This is a genomic window from Nonomuraea endophytica, from assembly GCF_014203235.1.
GTDB lineage: Bacteria > Actinomycetota > Actinomycetes > Streptosporangiales > Streptosporangiaceae > Nonomuraea > Nonomuraea endophytica.
This window is the reverse complement of record NZ_JACHIN010000001.1, coordinates 1,394,172-1,415,519: the sequence shown is the minus strand read 5'-3', so window position 1 is coordinate 1,415,519 and position 21,348 is coordinate 1,394,172. Positions and strand designations below refer to the sequence as shown.

General features: G+C 72.4%; 22 protein-coding genes. 13 read left to right on the top strand and 9 right to left on the bottom strand.

Features of this window, described 5'->3' with window-relative positions:
• Window positions 1-232: 232 nt before the first annotated feature.
• Complete coding sequence (locus tag HNR40_RS06845; RefSeq protein ID WP_184959057.1) at window positions 233-1,834, bottom strand: FAD-binding oxidoreductase; 1,602 nt, start codon at window positions 1,832-1,834, stop codon at window positions 233-235.
• A gap of 96 nt (window positions 1,835-1,930) precedes the next feature.
• Here HNR40_RS06845 and pdxR point away from each other — a divergent pair, with 96 nt between their 5' ends.
• Genes pdxR through HNR40_RS06830 form a run of 3 tightly spaced genes read left to right on the top strand, consistent with a single transcriptional unit; the run spans window position 1,931 to window position 4,330 of the window.
• Window positions 1,931-3,322 (top strand): MocR-like pyridoxine biosynthesis transcription factor PdxR, encoded by a 1,392-nt coding sequence (gene pdxR, locus HNR40_RS06840; protein ID WP_184959056.1) that lies wholly within the window; start codon window positions 1,931-1,933, stop codon window positions 3,320-3,322.
• Window positions 3,323-3,357: 35 nt separating this feature from the next.
• Window positions 3,358-3,738, top strand: coding sequence for a hypothetical protein (locus HNR40_RS06835; protein WP_184959055.1), 381 nt, complete (start codon window positions 3,358-3,360; stop codon window positions 3,736-3,738).
• A 16-nt stretch (window positions 3,739-3,754) separates the two neighbouring features.
• Window positions 3,755-4,330, top strand: coding sequence for a YdeI/OmpD-associated family protein (locus HNR40_RS06830; protein WP_184959054.1), 576 nt, complete (start codon window positions 3,755-3,757; stop codon window positions 4,328-4,330).
• A gap of 40 nt (window positions 4,331-4,370) precedes the next feature.
• Here HNR40_RS06830 and HNR40_RS06825 read toward each other — a convergent pair whose 3' ends face one another.
• Window positions 4,371-4,883: a universal stress protein gene (locus HNR40_RS06825; protein ID WP_184959053.1), complete on the bottom strand. Its 513-nt coding sequence runs from the start codon at window positions 4,881-4,883 to the stop codon at window positions 4,371-4,373.
• A 114-nt stretch (window positions 4,884-4,997) separates the two neighbouring features.
• On the opposite strand from HNR40_RS06825, the gene HNR40_RS57075 reads away from it, so the two are divergent.
• From HNR40_RS57075 to HNR40_RS06810, 3 genes are read left to right on the top strand one after another with little or no spacing between them, the layout of a single operon-like run.
• Complete coding sequence (locus HNR40_RS57075; protein ID WP_184959052.1) at window positions 4,998-8,186, top strand: ATP-binding protein; 3,189 nt, start codon at window positions 4,998-5,000, stop codon at window positions 8,184-8,186.
• A 35-nt stretch (window positions 8,187-8,221) separates the two neighbouring features.
• Window positions 8,222-8,374 (top strand): hypothetical protein, encoded by a 153-nt coding sequence (locus HNR40_RS06815; RefSeq protein ID WP_184959051.1) that lies wholly within the window; start codon window positions 8,222-8,224, stop codon window positions 8,372-8,374.
• A gap of 51 nt (window positions 8,375-8,425) precedes the next feature.
• The gene (locus HNR40_RS06810) at window positions 8,426-10,990 is read left to right on the top strand and encodes a LuxR C-terminal-related transcriptional regulator (protein ID WP_184959050.1); all 2,565 of its coding nucleotides are present in this window, start codon (window positions 8,426-8,428) and stop codon (window positions 10,988-10,990) included.
• On the opposite strand, the gene HNR40_RS06805 is transcribed toward HNR40_RS06810, so the two are convergent.
• The 3 genes from HNR40_RS06805 to HNR40_RS06795 are packed head-to-tail and all read right to left on the bottom strand — an operon-like array spanning window position 10,944 to window position 12,563.
• A complete protein-coding gene (locus HNR40_RS06805) occupies window positions 10,944-11,261 on the bottom strand; it encodes a hypothetical protein (RefSeq protein WP_184959049.1) in 318 nt (105 codons plus the stop codon). The genes HNR40_RS06810 and HNR40_RS06805 overlap by 47 nt on opposite strands.
• The gene (locus tag HNR40_RS06800) at window positions 11,258-11,944 is read right to left on the bottom strand and encodes a hypothetical protein (protein WP_184959048.1); all 687 of its coding nucleotides are present in this window, start codon (window positions 11,942-11,944) and stop codon (window positions 11,258-11,260) included. The genes HNR40_RS06805 and HNR40_RS06800 overlap by 4 nt, the downstream gene beginning before the upstream one ends.
• Window positions 11,937-12,563, bottom strand: a complete 627-nt coding sequence (locus HNR40_RS06795; protein WP_184959047.1) for a TetR/AcrR family transcriptional regulator — start codon at window positions 12,561-12,563, stop codon at window positions 11,937-11,939. Before HNR40_RS06795 ends, HNR40_RS06800 begins: the two co-directional genes overlap by 8 nt.
• Window positions 12,564-12,641: 78 nt before the next feature.
• On the opposite strand from HNR40_RS06795, the gene HNR40_RS06790 reads away from it, so the two are divergent.
• Together HNR40_RS06790 and HNR40_RS06785 are read left to right on the top strand one after the other, a co-directional pair.
• The gene (locus tag HNR40_RS06790; RefSeq protein ID WP_312896218.1) at window positions 12,642-13,793 is read left to right on the top strand and encodes a sensor histidine kinase; all 1,152 of its coding nucleotides are present in this window, start codon (window positions 12,642-12,644) and stop codon (window positions 13,791-13,793) included.
• Window positions 13,784-14,413, top strand: a complete 630-nt coding sequence (locus HNR40_RS06785) for a response regulator (RefSeq protein ID WP_184959046.1) — start codon at window positions 13,784-13,786, stop codon at window positions 14,411-14,413. Before HNR40_RS06790 ends, HNR40_RS06785 begins: the two co-directional genes overlap by 10 nt.
• Here the strand turns inward: HNR40_RS06785 and HNR40_RS06780 are convergent.
• Complete coding sequence (locus HNR40_RS06780) at window positions 14,403-14,825, bottom strand: VOC family protein (RefSeq protein WP_184959045.1); 423 nt, start codon at window positions 14,823-14,825, stop codon at window positions 14,403-14,405. The genes HNR40_RS06785 and HNR40_RS06780 overlap by 11 nt on opposite strands.
• 22 nt (window positions 14,826-14,847) lie before the next feature.
• Here HNR40_RS06780 and HNR40_RS06775 point away from each other — a divergent pair, with 22 nt between their 5' ends.
• The 5 genes from HNR40_RS06775 (at window position 14,848) to HNR40_RS06755 (ending at window position 18,108) form a co-directional block, all read left to right on the top strand.
• On the top strand, window positions 14,848-15,279 hold the full coding sequence (locus tag HNR40_RS06775) for a GNAT family N-acetyltransferase (RefSeq protein WP_184959044.1): 432 nt from the start codon (window positions 14,848-14,850) through the stop codon (window positions 15,277-15,279).
• Window positions 15,276-16,070: an MBL fold metallo-hydrolase gene (locus HNR40_RS06770; RefSeq protein WP_184959043.1), complete on the top strand. Its 795-nt coding sequence runs from the start codon at window positions 15,276-15,278 to the stop codon at window positions 16,068-16,070. Before HNR40_RS06775 ends, HNR40_RS06770 begins: the two co-directional genes overlap by 4 nt.
• A gap of 62 nt (window positions 16,071-16,132) precedes the next feature.
• Window positions 16,133-16,729, top strand: coding sequence for a PadR family transcriptional regulator (locus HNR40_RS06765; protein ID WP_184959042.1), 597 nt, complete (start codon window positions 16,133-16,135; stop codon window positions 16,727-16,729).
• A 9-nt stretch (window positions 16,730-16,738) separates the two neighbouring features.
• Window positions 16,739-17,131, top strand: coding sequence for a hypothetical protein (locus tag HNR40_RS06760; RefSeq protein ID WP_184959041.1), 393 nt, complete (start codon window positions 16,739-16,741; stop codon window positions 17,129-17,131).
• 11 nt (window positions 17,132-17,142) lie between these two features.
• Complete coding sequence (locus HNR40_RS06755; RefSeq protein ID WP_184959040.1) at window positions 17,143-18,108, top strand: GNAT family N-acetyltransferase; 966 nt, start codon at window positions 17,143-17,145, stop codon at window positions 18,106-18,108.
• Here the strand turns inward: HNR40_RS06755 and HNR40_RS06750 are convergent.
• From HNR40_RS06750 to HNR40_RS06740, 3 genes are all read right to left on the bottom strand, one after another.
• A complete protein-coding gene (locus tag HNR40_RS06750; RefSeq protein ID WP_184959039.1) occupies window positions 18,095-18,601 on the bottom strand; it encodes a Rieske (2Fe-2S) protein in 507 nt (168 codons plus the stop codon). The two genes, HNR40_RS06755 and HNR40_RS06750, sit on opposite strands and share 14 nt — an antisense overlap.
• An 11-nt stretch (window positions 18,602-18,612) precedes the next feature.
• Complete coding sequence (locus HNR40_RS06745; RefSeq protein ID WP_312896217.1) at window positions 18,613-20,043, bottom strand: sensor histidine kinase; 1,431 nt, start codon at window positions 20,041-20,043, stop codon at window positions 18,613-18,615.
• 617 nt (window positions 20,044-20,660) lie between these two features.
• A complete protein-coding gene (locus tag HNR40_RS06740) occupies window positions 20,661-21,332 on the bottom strand; it encodes a response regulator transcription factor (RefSeq protein WP_184959038.1) in 672 nt (223 codons plus the stop codon).
• Window positions 21,333-21,348 lie beyond the last annotated feature (16 nt).

The window sequence follows — 21,348 nt, the reverse complement described above, 5'->3', positions numbered from 1 at the left end:
GGGGGAAGGGTGCAGTGAAGGGTCGGATAAATACATTGGCGCATCCGGAAATCGTCCGGCTATCTTGGTGATCGTTCATGACACAAAAGCCTTTATCGAGAAAAGTCGTCCTGAAAGAACAGGGACGCGGCCTCCGGCCTGCCCGACGGGAATGGCGCCCCCCGGGTGGACGCGGAGACCACCATCGCCCCGGGAACGTGCCCACGCCAGCCGCTCCCGGGGCACAGCGTCGTCAGGCGCGCACGGACAGGCCGTGGTGGAAGACGCCGCGGGGGTCCCAGCGGGCCTTGACCCGCTGGAGGCGGACGTAGTTCGCCCCGTAGTAGAGGGTGGACCAGGGGACGCCCGAGGTGTTCCAGCGCGGGTCCGCGTGGTCGGTGTCGGGGTAGTTGATGTAGGCGCCGCCGCAGTTGCCGCCGGGCACCGGTACGCCTCCGGTCTGCGCGAACGTCTTGCTGTGCAGGCTGCGTACCCACTCCAGGTGGGCCTTGCCGTCCTGTTCGGGGGCCCATCCGGCCAGGTGGATGACCTTCAGGATGGACGAGCGTTCGTGGGTGGCCGTGGCTGTGGGGGCGACGGTGTTGATCCGCCCGCCGTACGACAGGAGCCAGAGCATTCCGCCGTCGGCCACCGGGCCGGAGGCGGTGAGGTGGTCGTAGGCGACGTCGGCCTGCGCGTCGGTGAACCGCTTGCGGAGGTGGGCGGACTTGGCCTTGTAGCGGCCCGACTCCTGCTCGGCGCCGAGTGAGAGGTCGCGGACCGCCTGGAACCAGGGCTGGTGCAGGACCGGCGGGACGAAGGCCTCGGGGGTGACGCCCTCACCGATGGCGGCGAAGAAGTCGCGCAGCAGGCGCTCGGCGCCGGGCACGTCCCCGGCGATCTGGGTGGGCAGGATCATGCCGCCCGGGTCGTCGCCGGACTTGCGGCCGGGGATGATCAGCGAGCCCCACATCCCGGCGTAGGGGGAGTCGGGGGAGCTGTTGCGCTCATGCCAGGTTCCGTGGTTGCTCAGGAGCCGGCGGAAGGACTCCTTGGTCATGCCCGCCCAGGACCAGACGGCCACGCCGGAGACGACCTTCGCGGGCGGCTTCGGCAGCAGCTTGGCCGGGTCGTCGCCGCGGGCCGCCGGGTCGCGCAGCCAGTAGCGGGTGACGATCCCGAAGTTGCCGCCGCCTCCGCCGGTGTGGGCCCACCACAGGTCGTGGTTGGGGTCGGACGGGTTTCTGGTGGCCACCACCGCGCGGGCGCGGCCGGAGGCGTCGACGACGACCACCTCGACGGCGTGCAGGTAGTCGACGGTGAGACCGAACCGGCGCGACAGTGGGCCGTACCCGCCGCCGGCGATGTGGCCCCCGGCGGCCACGCCCCCGCATTGGCCGCCGGGAAGAGTGACGCCCCAGCCGAAGTAGAGGGTCCGGTACGCCTGCATGAGCGTCGCACCCGCCTCGACCAGGAAGGCCCGCCGTTTCTCGTCGTAGGTGACCTCCTTCATCTCGCACAGGTCGATCACCACCTGCGCGCCGTCGCCGACGAAGTTCTCGTAGCAGTGGCCGCCGCTGCGGACCGTGACGCGGCGGCCGGCGCGTACCGCCTGGTTGACCGCGGCCACGACCTGCTCGGTGGAGCCGGCCAGGTGGAAGTACTCGGGCTCGTGGCGGAAGCGCTGGTTGGTGCGGCGCTCGGCCAGGTCGTCGTAGCGGGGGTCGCTACGCTTGACGATCACCGGACCGATGGCCGGGTGGTCGCCGGCGGCGCCGTACGCGCTGTCCGCCAGCATCGCCGTGCCGCCCACGGCGGCCGTGCCACCGATGAAACCTCGACGCGTGACATTCATATCGATGACGCTAGAAGTACGGCACGGCCCCAGGAATGCACTCAGATGCACGCCAGGGTGGAGCTAGGTCCACCCGGCCGAAAAGTAGGGTGAAGAGTGGACTTCCACGTCAGCCTCGAAGGCCGCGGCGACCTGGCCGCGCGAATATACCGGCAATTGCTCGACGCGATCCTCGACGGCCGCCTCAGACCGGGCGAACGGCTGCCGCCCACCCGCGAGCTGGCCAGGCGCCTCGACGTCTCGCGCAACACCGTCGCCGTGGCCTACGACCGGCTGGTGGCAGACGGCTTCCTGACCGGCCGGGCCGGAGCGGGCACGTTCGTGACGGGGGAACCGGTCAGGGAAAGGGCGGCGCCGAGAGGTGTGGTGCAGCCGAGGGCGTTCTGGCGCACGGCCGAGCCGCTGATGCCGCCGCGCGGCCGGGCGCTGCACGACTTCACGGTCGGGCTGCCGGACCCGAAGCTGTTCCCGATCGCGAGCTGGCGGCGGCTGCTGGCACGGGAGCTGCGGGTGGGCTCGGCCGGCTACATCGACCCGGCGGGGGACGGCTCGCTCAAGGAGGCGATCGCGCGGCACGTGGGCATCAGCCGGTCGGTACGCGCCGGCGCCGACGACGTGATCGTCACCCAGGGCGCCCAGCAGGCGCTCGACCTGATCGGCCGGGTGCTGATCGAGCCCGGGGCGTGCGTGGCCGTCGAGGAGCCCGGCTACCCGCCGGCCCGTCAGCTCTTCCGCTCGCTCGGCGCCCGGGTGGCCGGGGTGCCGGTGGACGAGCAGGGCCTGGACGTGTCCGCCCTGCCCAAGGCCGCACGGGTGGTCTACGTGACGCCGTCGCACCAGTTTCCGCTGGGTGTGCCGATGTCGCTGGCCCGCCGTACCGCGTTGCTGGAGTGGGCACGGCACCGCAACGCGGTGATCATCGAGGACGACTACGACAGCGAGTTCCGCTTCGGCGAACGTCCGCTGGAGCCCCTGCAGAGCCTCGACGGCGCCGGCCGGGTCGTCTACGTCGGCTCCTTCTCCAAGACGTTGCTGCCGACGCTGCGGCTGGGCTTCCTGGTCGCGCCCGCCTCCCTGCGCACGGCCCTGCGCGCCGCCAAGCAGCTCACCGACTGGCACGGTGACCCGTTCGCGCAGGCCGCGCTGGCCCGCTTCATCGACGAGGGCCTGCTGGCCAGGCACATCAGGAAGGCCACCAAGGAGTACGCGGCCCGGCACGCGCGGATCACCGCCCTGCTCGCCGCCGACAGCCGCTTCCAGCTGGTCCCGTCCGCCGCGGGCCTGCACGTCTGCGCCCGCCTCGACCCCACCTTGCGTGTACGGCCGGCGCCGTCGTTGGCCGTCGAGTCCCTCGCCTCCTACTACGCGGAAGGCGCCCCCGGCCACGGCGTGGTCCTGGGCTACGGCGGCATCTCCAGAACCGCCATCCCCGAGGGCATCCGCCTGCTGATAACGGCTCTAAAGCGAATCGATAACCCTCTCGCCTAGCGTCTCCGGTGACTCACACACGAGGGGAGCTGAGCATGCGAGTGCGTACAGCGGTCATGGCAGTGGTGGCGGCGGCCGGGGTGACGGTCGGGATCGGCGCGGCCGCCCAGGCCCAGAACCCGCCCTGCTACGCCCAGGGGGACGGCAGCCTGAAGTGCGGCAACTACGCGCCCAGGCCGATCTACAACAAGACCAGCTGGGGCGACCCGGACAACCAGCAGACCTGGCCCAAGAGGGTGGACACGCTCCGCTCCAACCCGAGCTGGTTCAAGTGCTACATCAGGGGCGAGAAGCACAGCGGCGGCAACAACGTCTGGTACTACACCCAGGGCGACGACACCGGCCGCTACGGCTGGGTGCCGGCCAGTACCCTCTACACCCCGAGTGACCCCTTCCCGGGCGTCAAGAAGTGCTAGCGCTAGCCTGACCCGCATGGATGAGCTCGACGGCGTGGAGATCCTCGCCTTCGCCGACGGCGCGGCCTTCGAGGGCTGGCTGGCCGGGCACCACACGCGGCAGGAAGGCGTGTGGGTCAAGGTGGCCAAGAAGAAGTCGGGCATCCCGACCGTGACCGAGGACGAGCTCGTCGACATCGGGCTCTGCTTCGGCTGGGTCTCCGGGCTGCGCCGTTCGCTGGACGACAGCTATTACCTGCAGAAGTACGTGCCGCGCCGGGCCAGGAGCCTCTGGTCGCAGGTGAACGTGGACAAGGTCGCCATGCTGGCGGCCGCGGGCCGGATGCGCGAGCCCGGTCTGGCCGAGGTGCGCAGGGCGCAGGAGGACGGCAGGTGGGCGGCCGCGTACGAGTCGCAGAAGACGGCCACGGTGCCGCCCGACCTGGCTGCGGCGCTGGAGGCGGACCCGGCCGCCAAGGAGGCGTTCGAGCGGCTCGACAGGACCGGGCGTTACCTGGCCATGCTGCCGGTGCTCCAGGCGCTGACGCCGGAGGCCCGCCAGGAACGTCTGGAGAAAGCCCTTCTCCTCCTGACAAATCGCCCAAGCTCCTGACAAATCGCTCAGAGTACTGATAAATCGCCCGAGGGTGGGTTCAGCGGCTCCAGAATCGCCGGTGCCCGCGTTCGCCCGAGACCTCCGGCTCGTCGGGCGGCGCGGGCTCACGCACGATCACCACCGTGGCCCGCGCGTGGCGGGCGCAGTACATGCTGGTCGAGGGCAGCAGCACCCGGCTGAGCAGGCCGCGCCTGCTGCGGCCGAGCACCAGCAGGTCGCATTCGCCGGCCAGGTCGACCAGGTGGTAGCCGGGGTCGCCCATCCGGCCGATGACCGCGGTCACGATGTCGGTGGGCACACCACCGCACACCTCGTCGAAGGCGTCGGCTACCACCTCCGTACTTCGAGCTTCCTCTCCGGCCCTGGCCGCGTGCTGCAGCGGCAGCGCCTCGGGGAAGGGATGGATCGGCGCCCGGCTCACGTGCACGGCGACCAGCGGCATGCGGCGTAGTCGTGCGGTGCCGATGGCCCAGGCCAGCGCCAAGCGCGCGGCCGGCGACTCGTCCACGCCGACGATCACGCGCGCTCCGCCGGGCAGGTCTTGATCCACGGCGCCCTCCTCGGAAAGAGGTACCTGACCATAGTGCTCCTCTCCGAGCGTTACCGGGAGGTGGCAGTTTCCGAACTCTGGAGTCGCCCGCGAAACGGGGCGTAACATGCGGGGGTGGAACGCGGCTGGGTGCGGCCCCGTCCAGCCCTCGACCGGCGGCTCGACGGTGCGCTGACGCACAGGCTGACCACGCTCGTCGCGGCCACCGGCTATGGCAAGTCGATCGCGCTGGCCGGCTGGAGCCAGGCCGTCGGCGGCGTGCTGCACCGCTTCGACCCGGGCGACCGTGAGCTCGCGCCGTTCTCCGCCGCGGTGATCGCGGAGCTGGCCACGCGCGTGCCCGACCTGCCGGCCGAACTTCCCGCCGCCGCCGACGCGCCGCTCGGCCCCGACGCCGACGAACCCGCCAGGGCGGCGGCGCTGGCCAGCGCGCTGGCCGAGGCCCTGCGGTTACGGTTGCGGCGCGGCCTGGTCGTGGTCTTCGACGGCCTCGACGTGATCGCCGGCGCGCCGGGCCCGGTGCGGTTCGTGGAGACGCTGGTGCGCGCCGCGCCCCGGCACCTGCACATCGTGACCGCGTCCAGGGCGCCGCTGCCGTTCCCGACCGCGCGGCTGCGCCAGGACCTCGAAGTGCTCACCTTCGACGCGACCGACCTCGCCCTGAGCGTCGGGGAGTGCGCCGACTGGGCCCGCGACCGGCTCGGCCCGTCCGGCGCCGCCATCGCCCCCGCCCTGCACGCGGCCAGCGGCGGCTGGCCCGCCGCCGTGCGGGCCGCGCTCGACGCCATGGCCCGCGCCGAGCCGGCGCGCTGGCCCGCGATGGCCTCCGGCCTGGCCGCCACCTCCGACATGCTCGAACGCCTCACCCTCGACGCGCTGCGCGACCTGCCCGCCCAGATGCGCGAGCTGCTGCGGGCGGCGACGGTCCTGCCGGTGCTCACCGCCGACCTGGCCGCCACGCTCGGCGTGCCGCCCGACACGCTGACCTCGCTGACCGGCCGCGGGCTCTTCCTGGAGGCGGCGCAGGGCGGCCACCGGCTGACCGCCACCAGCCGGCACGTGCTGGCCAGGCACGCGCCGCTCGACCGGCACGAGTCCCACGACACGGCCGAGGTGGCCGCCCGCTGGTACGTCGAGCACGACCAGCCCGAGCAGGCGCTGCGCGCCGCCGTCGCCACCGGGCACCCCGAGCTGGCCGCGTCGCTGCTGGCCGCGCACGGACTCCGGCTGGCCGAGCGCGGCGACGACGTCCTGGCCGGGCTGGCGCTGCTGCCCGAGAACCGGCGGGAGAGCCCGGCCATGCTGAGGCTGGCCGGGATCGCCGAGCAGAACCGCGGCGACTGGCGCCGCGCCCACGAGCTCCTCGCCAGAGCGGCCGACAGCCCCGCCTTCGACGCCTTCGTGGCCCGGCGCCTCGGCTTCATCGACCACCTGCGCGGCGACCTCGACACCGCCATGGCCATGTACCTGCGCGGCGCCGAGCACGGCTCGCCGGCGGCCGACGCGGCGATCTGCACCGCCTCGGCCGCCTCGGTGCTGTGGTTGCGCGGCGACCGGGCGGCCTGCGCGGAGATGGCCGAGCGCGCGCTCGACGCCGCCGCGCTGCTGGGCGACCCGGGCGCGCTGGCCGCCGCCACCACGGTGATCGCCATGGTCGCCGCGCTCGACGGCGACCGCCGCGCCAACGACGCCTACTATCTGCGGGCGCTGGAGTACGCCGAGCGCGCCGGCGACATCCTCCAGCTCATCCGCATCCGGGCCAACCGGGCATCACGCCACATCGACGAGGCCGACTACCACGCCGCCCTGGCCGACGTGGAGATCGCCGGTCGGCTGTCCGACCTGGTGGCGTTCGCGCCGTGGGCCGCGCTGACCGTCTCCAACCGGGCCAAGGCGCTCATCGGGCTCGGCCGGCTCGAAGAGGCCGCCGTGGACGCCGCCGACGCCGTGGCGCGCTGGGAGGCCATGGGCTCGCGCATCGGCTACGGCCTGCTCCAGCTGGCCAGGGTCCAGACGCTGCGCGGCGAGCGCGCCGCGGCCGCGGCCACCTACCGCCGGGTCCAGGTGGAGGCCGGGCGCTCGCGCGACGCCCAGGCCCTCGGCAACACGCTCACCGAGCTGGCCGAGCTCCTGGCCGCCGAGGACCCCGACGAGGCCGCCCGCCTGGCCGCCGAGGCGCTCAAGCACACCGAGGGCATGGCCGCGGTGAGCGCCCGGGTCGCCGCCGCCCGCGTCGCCGTCGTCGCCGGCCGCGCGGAGGCCGCCAGGAAGCTCCTGGACGAGGCGGAGCCCATCGCCGCCGAACGCCGCCACCACACCGGCCTGGCCAGCATCGCCGAACTCCGGGCCGAACTGGACAAGGACCACGACCGCGCCGACGACGCCGTACGCATCTGGAGCACGCTCGGCGACCCCGTCGGACGCGCCAGGGCCGAGCTGGTCAGAGCGGCGCTCGCCGACCCCGCCGTCGGCGCCGAGGTGGCCGGGCAGGTGGCTGAGCGCATGCACGCGATCGGCTGCCGCATGCTCGACGACCGCATCGACGCGCTGTTGGCGCGCGTCACCCCCGACTCGGGCGCGCGGGTGACGGTCGAGACGATGGGCGCCTTCCGCGTGCTGCGCGGCTCCTTCCCGGTCCCGCGTACGGCATGGCAGTCCCGCAAGGCCCGTGACCTGCTGAAAATCCTGGTCAGCAGGAGAGGCCGGGCGATCAGCAGGGAGCGCCTGGTCGAGATCCTCTGGCCGGAGCAGGAGGACGAGGCGGTCGGGCTCAAACGGCTCAACGTGATGGTCTCCACCCTGCGCGCGGTGCTCGACCCGGCGCACGAGGTGGAGATCGTGGTCTCCGACGAGGGCGCGCTCCGGCTCGACCTGGACCACGCCGACGTGGACATCGAGCGGTTCCTGGGGCTGGTCGGCGCGGCCGTACGGCTGGAGCAGGCCGGGCGCGGCGGTGAGGCGCTGGCGCGGTGGAAGGCGGCCGAGGCCGCCTACGGCGGGGAGTTCTGCGAGGAGGACCCTTACGCCGACTGGGCCGTGGGCCTGCGCGAGCAGGCCAGGCTCGCCTACGTGCAGGCGGCGGCGCGGCTGGCCGGCGCGCGGGCGGAGGAGGGACGCCACCACGAGGCGGCCCGCTACTGGCTGCGGCTGCTGGAGCGCGACGGCTACGACGAGCGCGCCCACCTGGGGCTCATCCGCTCCCTCGACCAGGCGGGACGGCGCGGCGACGCGCGCCGCCGCTACCACGTCTACACCGAGCGCATGCGCGAGCTGGAAGTCGAGCCCGCGCCGTTCCCCACCTGAACCAGACCTGAACCGCGCCGGTGGATCGTGCGGGCATGAGGACGGTCATCGTGCGCCTGGTAGAACCCGAGCAGTCCGGAGGTCAGCTCCGCGGGCTGCTCGAGGAGGTGGGCGGCGAACCGGTGCCGTTCAGCGGGACCGACGCGGTGGTGGATCTCCTGCTGACGGCGGCGGGACTGAAGACCTGAACCTCCCGCAAACCTGGATCCCGACGATGAGATCCGGGAGGAGGGGCTGCGATGAGCAATCGATGGCCATTCATCGGACGGCAGGGCCCGCTGGCCGCCGTTCACCGGGCGCTGCGATCCTGCACGGGAGCGATGATCGCGGGCGAGGCCGGGGTGGGCAAGAGCAGGCTGGCGGCCGAGGCGGCGGCGAGCCTGACGGACTACTGCGTGGTACGGGCCCTGGGCACGGAGACCGCGGCGATGATCCCGTTCGGGGCGTTCGCGCACGTGCTGGGCGGACCGCCGGACGGCGGCGAGAACCTGCTGGGCTGGGCGGCCCGGCATCTGAGGACCCGGGCGGGGCGGGCGCCGCTGCTGGTCACCGTGGACGACGCGCACCGGCTGGACGCCGCCTCCGCCGCGCTGCTGCACTACCTGGCCACGCGCGGCGAGGCGTCCCTGCTGGTCACCGTGCGGACCGGCGAGCCGGTGCCCGAGCCGGTGGCCGCCCTCTGGAAGGAGGAGCTGGTCACCAGGATCGAGCTGGCGCCGCTGACCCGCGACGAGGTCGGCCAGGCGCTGTCCGCTGCGCTGCGCGGCGACGTGGCGGCCGAGACCGTACGCCACCTGGCCAGGGTGAGCGAGGGCAACATGCTCTACCTGCGCGAGCTCGTCCACGCCGGGCGCGACCTCGGCTGCCTGTCCGAGCAGGGCGGCCAGTGGCGCTGGCGCGGCGGGCTGTCGATGACCACCCGGCTGCGCGAGCTGGTCAGCGATCGGATCGGGCACCTCGACCCGGACGAGCGCGAGGTGCTGGAGCTCGTGGCGTTCGGCGAACCGCTCGGCACCGACCTGCTGGTCACGATGGCCTCGGCGGGCGCGGTCGAACGTGTGGAGGACCGTGGTCTCATCGTCGCCGACGGACCCGGCATGCGGCTCGGGCATCCGCTCTATGGCGAGGTGGTGCGCGGGCGCTGCCGTACGCTCAGGGCCCGGCGGCGGCTGCGCACGCTGGCGGAGTCGCTGGAGGCCAGCGGGATGCGCGGGCGCGACGACATGCTGCGCGCGGCCGTGTGGCGGCTCGACAGCGGCTCGCCCGCCGACCCGCGCATGCTCCTGGTCGCCGCGCACCTGGCGTGGGGGCGCCAGGACCCGCACCTGGCCGCCCGGCTCGGCCGGGCCGCGGTCGAGGCGGGCGCGGGCATCGAGGCGGTCGCGCTGCTCGGGCAGGTGCTGACGATCCTCGGCGACACCGGCGGCGCGCAGGAGGTGCTGCGCCGTCAGGGCGGGCCCGGCGCGACCGACGCCGAACGTGCCCAGCACGCGCTCGCGCTCGGCGTCAACATGCTCTGGTCCGGCGACACCCACGAGGCGGGACGTGTCTTCGAAGGCGCCGCCGACACGCTGTCCGACCCGGCCTGGCGTCAGGAACTGCTCGTCCACCGCGGCGTCGTCGACTTCTTCACCGGTCACCTCGACGCCGCCGAGCGCACGCTCATCCGCGCCCGCGACCTCACCCCCGGCACCCCGCCCAGCGGGCACCTGGCCGCGCTGGAGTCCTGGGTGAACGCCCACTCCGGCCGCAGCGCCCGCTGCGTGACCGTCGTGGAACGTGCCATGGCCGACGCGGACGCCTGGCGCGACCGCGCCCCGCACGCGCTGCCGGTCATGCTCGACGCGCGGTGCGCGGCCCACCTGTTCGCCGGGGAACTCGCCGACGCCGCCCGCGTCGCCGTCCAGGGCACCGAACTGGCCGCGCCCGACCTGTCCGTCGGCGGATTCGGCGCCTACCGCGCGCAGGTCTGCCGCCTGCGCGGCGACGTGGCCGCCGCGGTGCGCTGGTGCCGCGAGGATGTCGTACGGCTGCGCGCCCGCTCGCCGTACCTGGGCAGGTGCCTGGCCGAACTGGCCCACTCGGCGGCCCTCCTGGGCGACCTGGAAACCGCCGGAAAGGCCCTGACCGAAGCCGAAGAGCTGGCCGGATGCTGGGACTACACGCTCCAGCCCGTGCTGCTGGCCAAGGCCTGGCTGGCCGCCGCCGACGGCGACCTCGACGGAGCCGTGCGGACGGCGCTGTCGATGGCCGCCGACTGCCCTTACCTCGGCTACCGGATGCTCGCCCTGCACGACGTGGTCAGAATGGGCGCCGCCGACCTGGTGACCACACAGCTGGACGAGCTGGCCGGCCGGGTGGAGGGTCCCTTCGCGCAGATCTGCGCCCGTCACGCCCACGCCGCCGCCCGCGACGACCCGCCCGGCCTGCGCGCGGTGGCGGCCGAGTTCGAGTCGCTCGGCATGGTGTTGTACGCGGCCGAGGCGACGGCACAGGAGGCCGCCGCCTACCGCCGGATGGGCCGCGGCACCGCCGCCAAGGGCGCCCAGACCCGCGCCTGGGCCCTGGCCCGCCGCTGTCCGGGCGTCACGACCCCCGCCCTGGTCGAACTCGCCACCCCGGACCTGACCCCGCGTCAGCGGGAGATCGTCCAGCTCGCCGCGGCCGGGCTGACCAACCGCCAGATCGCCGACCGCCTCACCCTGTCCATGCGCACCGCCGCCAACCACCTGCAGGCGGTCTACGACAAGCTCGGCGTCAACGACCGTACGGAGGTGGCCCGCCTGCTGGGGACGAGCTTCTAGTCCCGCCCACATACCAGAGCACCGCCGCGGCCACCAGGCACAGGAGAGCGGCCGCCGTGATCGGATAGGAGCGTTCGGTGTGCGCGGCGATGATGTTCAGCGCCAGTGCGGCCGACATCAGCAGGTTTCCCCAGCCGCTGATCCGGTTGAAGCGGTGCCTGCGCAGCCAGGGTGTCCAGGGCGGGAAACGGTCGAAGAAGATGACGTACGCGGCCACGATGGTGTTGGCGGCCACCAAACCGAAGGTCACCCAGGTTAAGGCGATCATCACCTGTCCAGTATGACCTGTTTCAGGGTGGTGAGGCGGACGCGAGGGCCGGTGATGGAGGCGTGGGCGAGGTCGGCGGCGGGGATCTCGGTGATGCCCGGCGCCTCGCCCGCGTGGTCGTCGCACCAGGTGACCACCGTCTTGGGGTCGGCCAGTGGCGCGGCGAAGTGGACCAGGCTGATGTACCAGCGCTCCCTGGACCACGACTCGAACGCCCCGCGTGCCCCCAGCGCCTCGGCGTACCTGCGCTGGAGGGTCCAGATCGTGTCGTCCTCCGGGTAACCGAAGGCGAGGACGCCACCGGCGTGCGGGCTGACGCCCTCGATCCGCATCCGCACCGGCGGCAGCCCACGGGCCGCCGAGCGCAGGGCGGCGGCGTAGGTCAGCAGGGCCGGGTCGGCGGCGGGGATCACCCGCCGGTACGGCTCCAGCGAACGCAGGGTGAAGTGCAGGACGCCGCGGTCGTGAGTCCACTGGCCGGGGCCGGCGGCCGCGCCCGCCGCTCTGGCCAGCGACTCCAGGTGGTCCAGCGCGGGCCCGGTCGGGCGCAGAATCGTGGTCATGCCCCAGCGCGGGCCGCCTTCGGTGAAGGGTAGGTCGTGGGTGGCCTCGCCGTCGAGCAGCGCCCGCCGCCCCCGGGCCTGGAACGCGGCGTAGTCGGCGGCGAGCTCGTCCCGGCTACGCATCCGCGGCAACCGCATAGGTCCCCAGGGAGGGCTCCAGCAGGTCGAACGTCATGCGCCCGGCCTCTGCCAGCGCGGCGGCGATCACGTCGTGGTCCTGGCCGTCGAGCACCCGCGCCAGCGTCTCGTCGAACAGCAGCCGGTGCGCCGCCCCGAGCTCGGCCGCCGCGAGCCGGGGCAGGAAGCCGGGCTCGGTCTCGGCCGCGAGCCGGGCTGCCAGGGCGGCCTCGCGCTCGTCGTGGAACTCGCGGAGCCTGGCCACCAGCGCCGGACTGTCGGTGATCATCCGGGCGAACTCCAGAGGCGCGAAGCCGATCACCGGGTCCTTGTGCTCCACCGCGGCCAGGAAGGCGGCACGGAGCGCGGCCAGCGCCGACTGGCCGGCGGGCCGCTCGGCGACCGTGTGCGCCAGCCCGGAGACGAACGCGTCGCCCAGGTCGAGCGCCAGGTCCTCCTTGCGGGGGAAGTAGTTGGTCACCGTCATCTTGGCCACCTGCGCGGCGGTGGCGACGTCGGCGATCGTCACCTTGTCGTAGCCGCGTTCCAGGAAGAGCCTGGTGGCGTGCTGGGAGATGTTCTCCCTGGTCTGTTGCTTCTTCATCGCGCGGAGGCCTGTGGTCATGACGCCATTTTGGCATGACCGACTCAAGTTTGTCATTGACCTAAATTTAGGTTTCCGCCCTCTGGTTACCTTGGCGGGGTGAGCACCTCCGCCCTCGAAGCGCTCGGTTCCCGGCCGCTGCCGTTCCTGCGTTCGTCCTGGCCCTGGCGGGCGCTGGCGTACCTGCTGGCCGGGGCGGTCTTCTGCGTGGTGCCGCTGGTGGTGGCGGCGCTGTCGGAGGTGTTGCCGGGCTGGGGCGCGGTGGGCGCGGGGATCGTCGCGCTGGTGGCGTTCGGGCCGTTCGTGGCGCGCTTCGAGCGGTGGCGGATGCGGCTGGTGGACCTGTCGCCGGTGCCCGGCACCCGGGAGCGGCGGCGGGAGATCGGGCTTGCCGTGCTCACGCTGGTCGCGTTCTGGTGGATCGACCTGGCGATCGTCGGCGTCGCGGTGGGCGGGCCGCTGCTGCTGGTGCTCTCGCCCGTGGTGCAGCCGGAGGCGGCGGGCGCGATCGCGGTGGCCGCCTCGTTCGTGGGAATCGCGCTGGTGCCCGTGGGGGCGTACGTGCTGACGGCCTGGGCGGGGGCGCGCGCGGCGATGGTCAGGGCGGTGCTCGCGCCCGAGCGGGCTGAGCTGGAGGAGGTCAGGCGCTCGCGGGCGCGGCTGGTCGACGCCTTCGAGGTGGAGCGGCGGCGGATCGAGCGCGACCTGCACGACGGTGCTCAGCAGCGGCTGGTCGCGCTGACCATGACGCTCGGGCTGGCCAGGCTGGACGTTCCTGACGAGGCCCCGCTGGCGCGTACCCTCGACCGGGCGCACGGCGAGGCCAAGCAGGTGCTGGCCGAGCTGCGGGAGCTGATCCGCGGCGTGCACTCCCAGGTGCTGACCGACCGCGGCCTCGCCGCCGCCCTCGGCGAACTGGCCGCGCGCTCGGCCGTCCCCGTGACGATCGAGACAGATCTGGACGTACGGCTCCCGCCGCCCGTGGAGATCGCCGCCTTCTACGTGGCCGGCGAAGCCCTCACCAACGCCACCAAGCACAGCAGCGCCACCAACATCACGATAAAAGTGGAAAAATCGCGTGAAAGCTTGTTGATCACCGTCACCGACGACGGCCACGGCGGCGCCGACCCCGCGGCCGGAACGGGCCTCACCGGGCTGGCCGACCGGCTCGACGTGGTCGGCGGCAGACTGACCCTGTCCAGCCCGCCGGGCGGCCCGACCACCATCAGAGCGGAGATCCCGTGCGCGTAGTCATCGCCGAGGACGCGGTCCTCCTGCGCGAGGGCCTGGTGAGCCTGCTCGAACGCTTCGGCCACCAGGTCGCCGCCGCCGTCGGCGACGCGGACGCCCTGCTCGCCGCGGTCCGCGAGCACGCCCCTGACATCGTGGTCACCGACGTGCGCATGCCGCCGGGGTTCGCCGACGAGGGCCTGCGCGCCGCCCTGGAACTGCGGCGCGACGGCCTGCCCGTGCTCGTGCTCAGCCAGTACGTCGAGCAGACCTACGCCGCCGAGCTCCTGGAGACCGGCACCGGCGTCGGCTACCTGCTCAAGGACCGGGTCGGCGACGTGAAGGAGTTCGCCGACGCCCTCGACCGGGTCGCCGCCGGGGCCACCGTCGTGGACCCCGAGGTGGTGCGGCAACTGCTCAGCCGCCGCCGCGACCCGATCTCCCGCCTCACCCCGCGCGAGCGCGAGGTGCTGTCGCTGATCGCCGAGGGCCGGGCCAACGCCGCCATCGCCAGGGAACTCGTGGTCACCGAGGCGGCCGTCGCCAAGCACATCGCGGGCATCTTCGCCAAGCTCGACCTGCCGCCCACGCAGGACGGTCACCGCCGCGTGCTGGCCGTGCTGGCCTACCTCACCGGGTGACGCAGAACTCGTTGCCCTCGGGGTCGGTCATCGTCACCCAGGAGTGCGGTCCCTGCTGCCCCCGGTGCGAGAAGGTCGCGCCCCTGGCGGTCAGCCGTTCGACCTCGGCCTCGACGTTGTCCTGACCGACCTGGACGTCGAAGTGGACCCGGTTCTTGACGGTCTTGGCCTCGGGCACGAGCTGGAAGAGCACCCTCGGATGCCCCTCGCTCCTGATGGCCACGCCCTCCCGCCAGCGCAGCTGCCCGTCGTACACGATGGTCTGGTCCTCGGCGGCGAACCCCTTGGAGACCATGTCGCGGATGAAGTCCGCGTCCTGGGGCTCCACCTCCCAGCCGAGCGCGTCCGCCCACCAGTCGGCCTGCGCGTGCGGATCGGCCGCGTCGATGCTCACTTGGAAGCCAAAGCTCATGTTCGACAACATAGGCCAGACCATGTCTGAAACGATCCGCCGCGCCGAGCCCCGCGACGCCGGGGCGCTCACCGCGCTCATGCACGCCTCCAGCGCCTACCACGGCGAGTACTCCACGATCCTGGAGGGCTACCAGGTCACCGCCGGCTACGTCGCCGCCCACCTGGTCTTCACCACCGACGCCCATCTCGGCTTCTACGCCCTGGTCGAGGACGAGCTGGACCTGCTGTTCGTCGCCGACCACTCCCAGGGCACGGGTCTGGGCCGCCGCCTGATCGAGCACATGCTGGAGCAGGCCCGCGGGGCCGGGCTGACCCGGGTCCGGGTGATCTCCCACCCGCCCGCCGAGGCCTTCTACCTGCGCATGGGCGCACAACGTGTGGGCACGTCGTCGCCGAAGCCGCCGAGGATCACCTGGGAACGGCCGGAGCTGACCTTCGGGACCGGCGCGTGAACGAGCCGTGGCAGGAGGTCGGCGACCGCGTCTTCGTACGCAGGCACGAGTCCGTCGACCTCAACGTGGGCCTGGTCGTCGGCGACGGGCACTGCCTGGTGTTCGACACCCGCATGTCCCACCGGGAGGCCACGGACCTGATCGCCGCCGTCCGCCGGATCACGCCGGACCCGTGGACCGTCGTCAACAGCCACGCCCACTGGGACCACTTCTTCGGCAACGCGATGTTCCTGCCCGCGGAGATCTGGGGGCACGCCGGATGCGCGGAGGAGATCCGGTCGGGCGGCGAGGCGCAGCGGGCGAGCGTGCTGGGCTTCGTGGCCGAGGAGCGCCGGGCGGAGATCGAGGAGATCGACCTGGTCGCGCCCGACCACACCTTCACCGACCGGGCCACGCTCGACATCGGCGGGCGGGCCGTACATCTGCGGTATTTCGGGCGGGGACACACCGACAACGACATCGTGCTGCACGTGCCGGACGCCGGGGTGGTCTTCGCGGGCGACCTGGTCGAGGAGGGCGCGCCGCCGGCCTTCGGCGACTCCTACCCGCTCGACTGGCCGGCCACGATGTCGGCGATGCTGGCCGCCCTGCCGGAGCCCGTGATCGTGCCCGGCCACGGCGCGGTCGTCGACCGCGCCTTCGCGCAGGGCCAGCGGGACGAACTGGCCGAGGTCGCCGCGCTGGCGAGCCGCGCCCACGCCGAGGGCCTGCGCGACCTGATCGGCCGCTTCCCCTACCCGGAGGACGTGGCGCGCCAGGCGATCGAGCGCGCCTTCGAACAACTCGACTAGCCGGTACGCGCTCTCGCGCGGCATCACCCAATAGTGCATAATGCAATATAGAAGGAGGCAACATGGCGCGTCGTCCTGATCTGGTGGGCCTGACCGTGCTGGCCATGCTCTCGGTACGCGCCAGCCACCCGTATGAGCTGCACCGCTTCATCGTCGACACGCACAAGGACTACGTGACCGGGCTCCCGAGGAGCCTCTACCACGCGGTCGAGAAGCTCGCCGGAGACGAGCTGATCGTCGCGGTGGAGACCACCAAGGAGGGCCGCCGCCCCGAGCGGACGGTCTACGAGATCACCGACGAAGGCCGCAAGGAGCTGTCCACCCGGCTCAGGTCGCTCCTGCAGAGCGCCGGCGGCGACCGTCGCGCGTTCACCGCGGCGGTCTCACTGATCGGCTGCCTGCCCGTGCCCGAGGCGCTGAACGCGCTGCGGGCCAGGGCGGCGTCGGTCCGCGGGCAGATCACCGCCATGGACGGGCACGTCGCCGCCGTGCGCGACAGCGGCCTGCCCGAGCTGCTCATGATCGAGGTCGACTACGAGCGGACGCTGAGCCAGGCCGAGCTGTCCTGGATGGACGACCTGATCGCGCGGCTGGAGAAGGGCGAGCTGTCCTGGGAGGGGACGCTCACCCGCGAGCTGATGGAGAAGACCCTCGAATAGGAGGAAAACGTGAAGAAGCTCATCACCGAAATGTCCGGCGTGGTCGAGGCGCCGGACGCCAAGGTCTGGGACGACCTGGCGCGCAGCCTGCTGCCCGACGGCCATCAGGAGGGCCGGTTCACCGTGGAGGACTTCCCCGGCCACACCTCGACCGTCGAGGTCGCCGGGCGGACCATCGCCTTCCAGGGCGGCTGGTGGTACCGGGGCGAATGGAGCGTCGAGCCGCACCCGCAGGGCTCGCTCCTGGTCCACCGCGTCTTCAACGTGGCGACCTGGATGCGCTGGGGCGTACCGCTCGCCAACCGCTTCTTCGTCGGTTTCAAGGAGTCCACCCGGAAGGGCTTTGCCGAGCGGCTTGTCCAGCTAGGAAATCGTTTGGGGTGTTCGACCAGGCTGGCTTAGGCTGCCGCTCCATGAGCATCACGTGGGGGCCGCTGCGCAAGGACGACGCCGAGCGGTGGGCCGAGCTCACCGCCGCGATCCAGGTCGTCGACCAGGACGGCGAGAACTACGGCGCGGAGGACCTCACGGAGAGCCTCACCAGCCCGCTGGTCGACTTGGCCGAGGGCACGCTCGCGGCCAGGGACGGCGACCGGCTCGTGGCCTTCGCCTACCTCCCGATCAGGCAGGCGGCCCCCGAGGTGCACCGGATGGGGCTGTGGGCCGGCGTCCACCCCGAGCACCGCCGTACCGGCCTGGGCACGCGCATCCTCGACTGGGCGATCGAGGCCGCGCCGCTCCTGCACGAGCGCGCGTACCCCGGCAAACCGCTCGAACTCCAGGTCCACTCGCGCGACACACAGGTCTGGGCGGCCAAGCTCTTCGAGAGCAGGGGCTTCGCCCAGGCGCGCTGGTTCTTCCAGATGGAGCGCGACCTGGCCACCGAGATCGAGCCCCGCCCGCCCGTCGCCGGCCTGCGCCTCGTCACCTGGACCCCCTCACGTGACGCCGGCGCCCTGAACGTCCGCAACGAGGCTTTCAGCGGCCACTGGGGCACCACCCCGCACACTCCGGCAAGCTGGAAAGAGAAGATCACCAGCACCCGCGCGTTCGTCCCCGAAGGCTCCTTCCTCGCCCTCGACGGCGACCAGGTCATCGGCATCCTGATCACCCACTACTTCGCCGCCGACACCGCCGTGACCGGCGTGCGCGAGGCATGGATCCAGATCATCGGCACCCTCGCGCCGTGGCGCGGCCGGGGCGTGGCGAGCGCGCTCATCTCCCACGCCCTCACCGAACTCAAGAGTCTTGGGTACGGCAGGGCCGGCCTCAGCGTCGACGCCGACAACGGGACCGGAGCGCTCGGGGTCTACGAGCGCTCCGGGTTCGCCGTGGTGCAGCGCACCACCACCTACACCAGAATGCTCACGCCAGCCTGATCTTGCCGCCGGCTACCTTGATCTTCTTGCGGGGCAGTGCTCGTTTGGCGGGGCCCTGGACGACCGCGCCGGTTGAGATGTTGAACTTGCTGCCGTGGCACGGGCAGTTGATCGTGCCACGGCTGACGCTGGCCAGCGTGCAGCCCTGGTGGGTGCACTTGGCGCTGAAGCACCTGAAGACGTTCTTCCTGGGCTGGGTGATCACGTACTTGCCTTTGATGATCCTTCCGCCGCCGACACGAATGTTCTTCGTGAGGGCGAGGACCGGCTTGGCGGACTCCGCGTCCGTTCCGGCCTGACGTGAACCGGAACCGTCGTCGGCCTGGCCTGCGGCGTCCGCGTCGGCCCGGTCTGTGGCGTCCGCGTCGGCCCGGTCTGTGGCGTCTGCGTCGGCCCGGTCTGTGGCGTTCGCGTCGGCTCGGCTTGGCCAGAGGAACACGATCGCGGCGCCCGTGAGGGCGCTGCGGGTGACTAAGGCACGGCGTGTGAGCATGATTGCCTCCTTCAACCGTCCACACGTACCGCATCGGCGTAGTGGTTCATGGGGAAACGGGCGACAAATCCCCCGGAGACCGCGTGGACGGTGCCGCCGTGGAGCGTCGCGATGTCCCTGGCGATCGGCAGGCCCAGTCCCGCGCCACCGGCGTCACGCGCCCTGGCCTCGTCGAGCCTGGTGAACCGGCCGAACACCGCCTCCCGCTGCCCCTCCGGAATCCCCGGCCCGTCGTCGTCGACCTCCAGCACGGCCGTCGTACCCTCGCTGCGGACCCGGACCACGACGGTCGAGGCGGCATGCCGTACCGCATTGCTCGCCAGATTGGTCACGAGCCGGCCGACGTGCCCGCGTACACCCTCGATCACCACGTCCGGCTGCACGTCCAGCTTCAGCTCCACCTCGGGACGCCGTTCGACCCGCACCGCCTCCTCGGCGGCGATCTGGCCCAGGTCAACGTCGGCCGCCTGGAGCGGTTCGCCCGCGTCCAGCCGGGCCAGCAGGAGGAGGTCACCGGCCAGTGACTGGAGGCGTTCGACGTCGGCGAGGGCCTCGGCGGTCAGCTCGCTCGGCTCGGCCAGCTCCAGCCTCGCCCGCAGGGTCGCGATCGGACTGCGCAACTCGTGCGCGGCGTCGGCGACGAAGCTCTTGTGCCGGTCGACCGCCGTCTCCAGCCGGTCCAGCGTGCCGTTGACCGTGGTGGCCAGGGCCGCGATCTCGTCCCCCGAACTCGGCACCGGAACCCGCTGGTGCAGATCACGTGCGGTGATGTCCGCGACCTTGGCCCGGATCGCCGCCACCGGCCGCAGCGCCCGCCCCACCGACAGCCACGTCATCACCGCCACCACCAGCAGCAGCGCGGGCACCCCGGGCAGCAGCACACTGTTGAGCGTGTTGAGCGCCTGCTCGGTAGGAGCCAGCGACGAACGCGCGAGCACCATCCCGGGCCCCGCCTCCGTAGTCACCGCCATCCCAACCACCCGGAACCCATCCACCTGCTCCCAGGCAGTGGAGAAGCTCTTACCGTCCGCGCTGAGCATCACGTCCGGATCGACGACAGTCTGAAACGGCTGCGTACGGTCGGCAACGCTGACCTTCTCACCCTTCTGCGCATCGAGCTGCGACGCCAGGTCAGCCGTCGGCGCATCAAGCCGCGTCACCGAATCGGCCCTCTGCGTGTACAGCGGCATCACCGGACCGGCCTGCCAGGTGTCGAGCTGTGCCCCCGACTCGTCCTTCTGCGCATCAAGCTGCGCCGCCGACGCCTGCAGAGCGGGCACCGCCCCAACAGCCCGCCGTGCGGCGTCAGCATCGGCGCTGGCCACCAGAGTGCCGCGCATCGACTGCGCCAACACCAGCGCCGTCACCCCCAAAGCCAGCGCAACTACCAGGGTGGCGGCCAGAGTGGCGCGCAGCCGTACCGAAGAAGCCCCCTCCCGCACCCGACCCCCCAACGACCCACCCACCTGACCCCCCAACGACCCACCCACCTGACTCCGCCCCCCGACGTGCCCCCACCCGACCCGCCACCCCCGAACACCCTGACCTCCCCGCCCGGTCTGGTCTCCCCGCCCGGTCTGGTCTCCCCGCCCGGTCTGGTCTCCGCGCCCGGTCTGGTCTCCGCGAGCGGCCGTGCGTGCCCCCGCACTCTTGCGTGGCTGTGCCCCCTCATGCCCCCGCCCGACCCGCCACGCTTGAGCGCCCTGACCTCCCCGCGCGTTCTTGTTCCCGCGCGCGGTCAACGCCCGAACGCTCTTGCGCGCTCGCGCAGCCAGAGCGTCCATGCGCGTCTGCGCGTCCGCAGGCGTGTCCTGGCGCGCCCGCGCGGTGTTGTGCGCCCGCGCGGTGTCGGGCGCCCGCGTGACCCGAAGCTCCTCAGCGACCCGAAGCTCCTCAGCGACCCGATGCTCCTCAGCGGCCTGATGTTCCCCTGCGGCCTGATGCTGCCCAGCGGTGTTGTGGTCCTGCGCGGCCGGCGGAGTGTCCGTGGGCGGCTGAGCGGCAGGGGGAGTGTCCGGGCCGGGCTGTGGGTCGTGGGGGGTCGTGTTGCCGTTGCCGGTCATTCCGCCTCCAGCCGGTAGCCCGCGCCGCGGACCGTCACCAGGGTCGTCCTGCCGAACGGCAGGTCGATCTTGCGGCGCAGCGCGCTGATGTACACCTCGATGATGTTCGCGTCACCGTCGTAGGAGAAGTCCCAGGCGGCGGCCAGCAGGTCGCTCTTGGACACCACCTCGCCCGCCCGCCTGGCCAGCCCGTGCAGCACCGCGAACTCCTTCGGCGTCAACGACACCTCCGTCTCGCCCCGGCGGCAGCGCAGCCCGGCCGGGTCGATCACCAGGTCCCCGACCGTGATGGACACCGGCCGCTCCCGCCCGCCCCTCCGCACCAGCGCACGCAGCCGGGCCAGCAGCACCACGTACGAGAACGGCTTGGCCAGATAGTCGTCGGCCCCGGTGTCGAGTGCCTCGGCCTCGTCGTAGACGCCGTCCTTGGCGGTCAGCATCATGATCGGCGTCCAGTTGCCCGCCTCACGGAGCTTGGCGCAGACGGCGTAGCCGTTCATCCGGGGCAGCATCACGTCGAGAACGATCACGTCGTAGTCGTTCTCGGTGGCCATCCACAGCCCGTCGCGGCCGTCGTAGGCCACGTCCACCGCGAACCCCTCGCCGGTCAGTCCGCCCTTCACCAGGTCGGCCAGCCGCTGCTCGTCCTCAACCAATAGCACTCGCACGCCTCTCAGAGTGCAG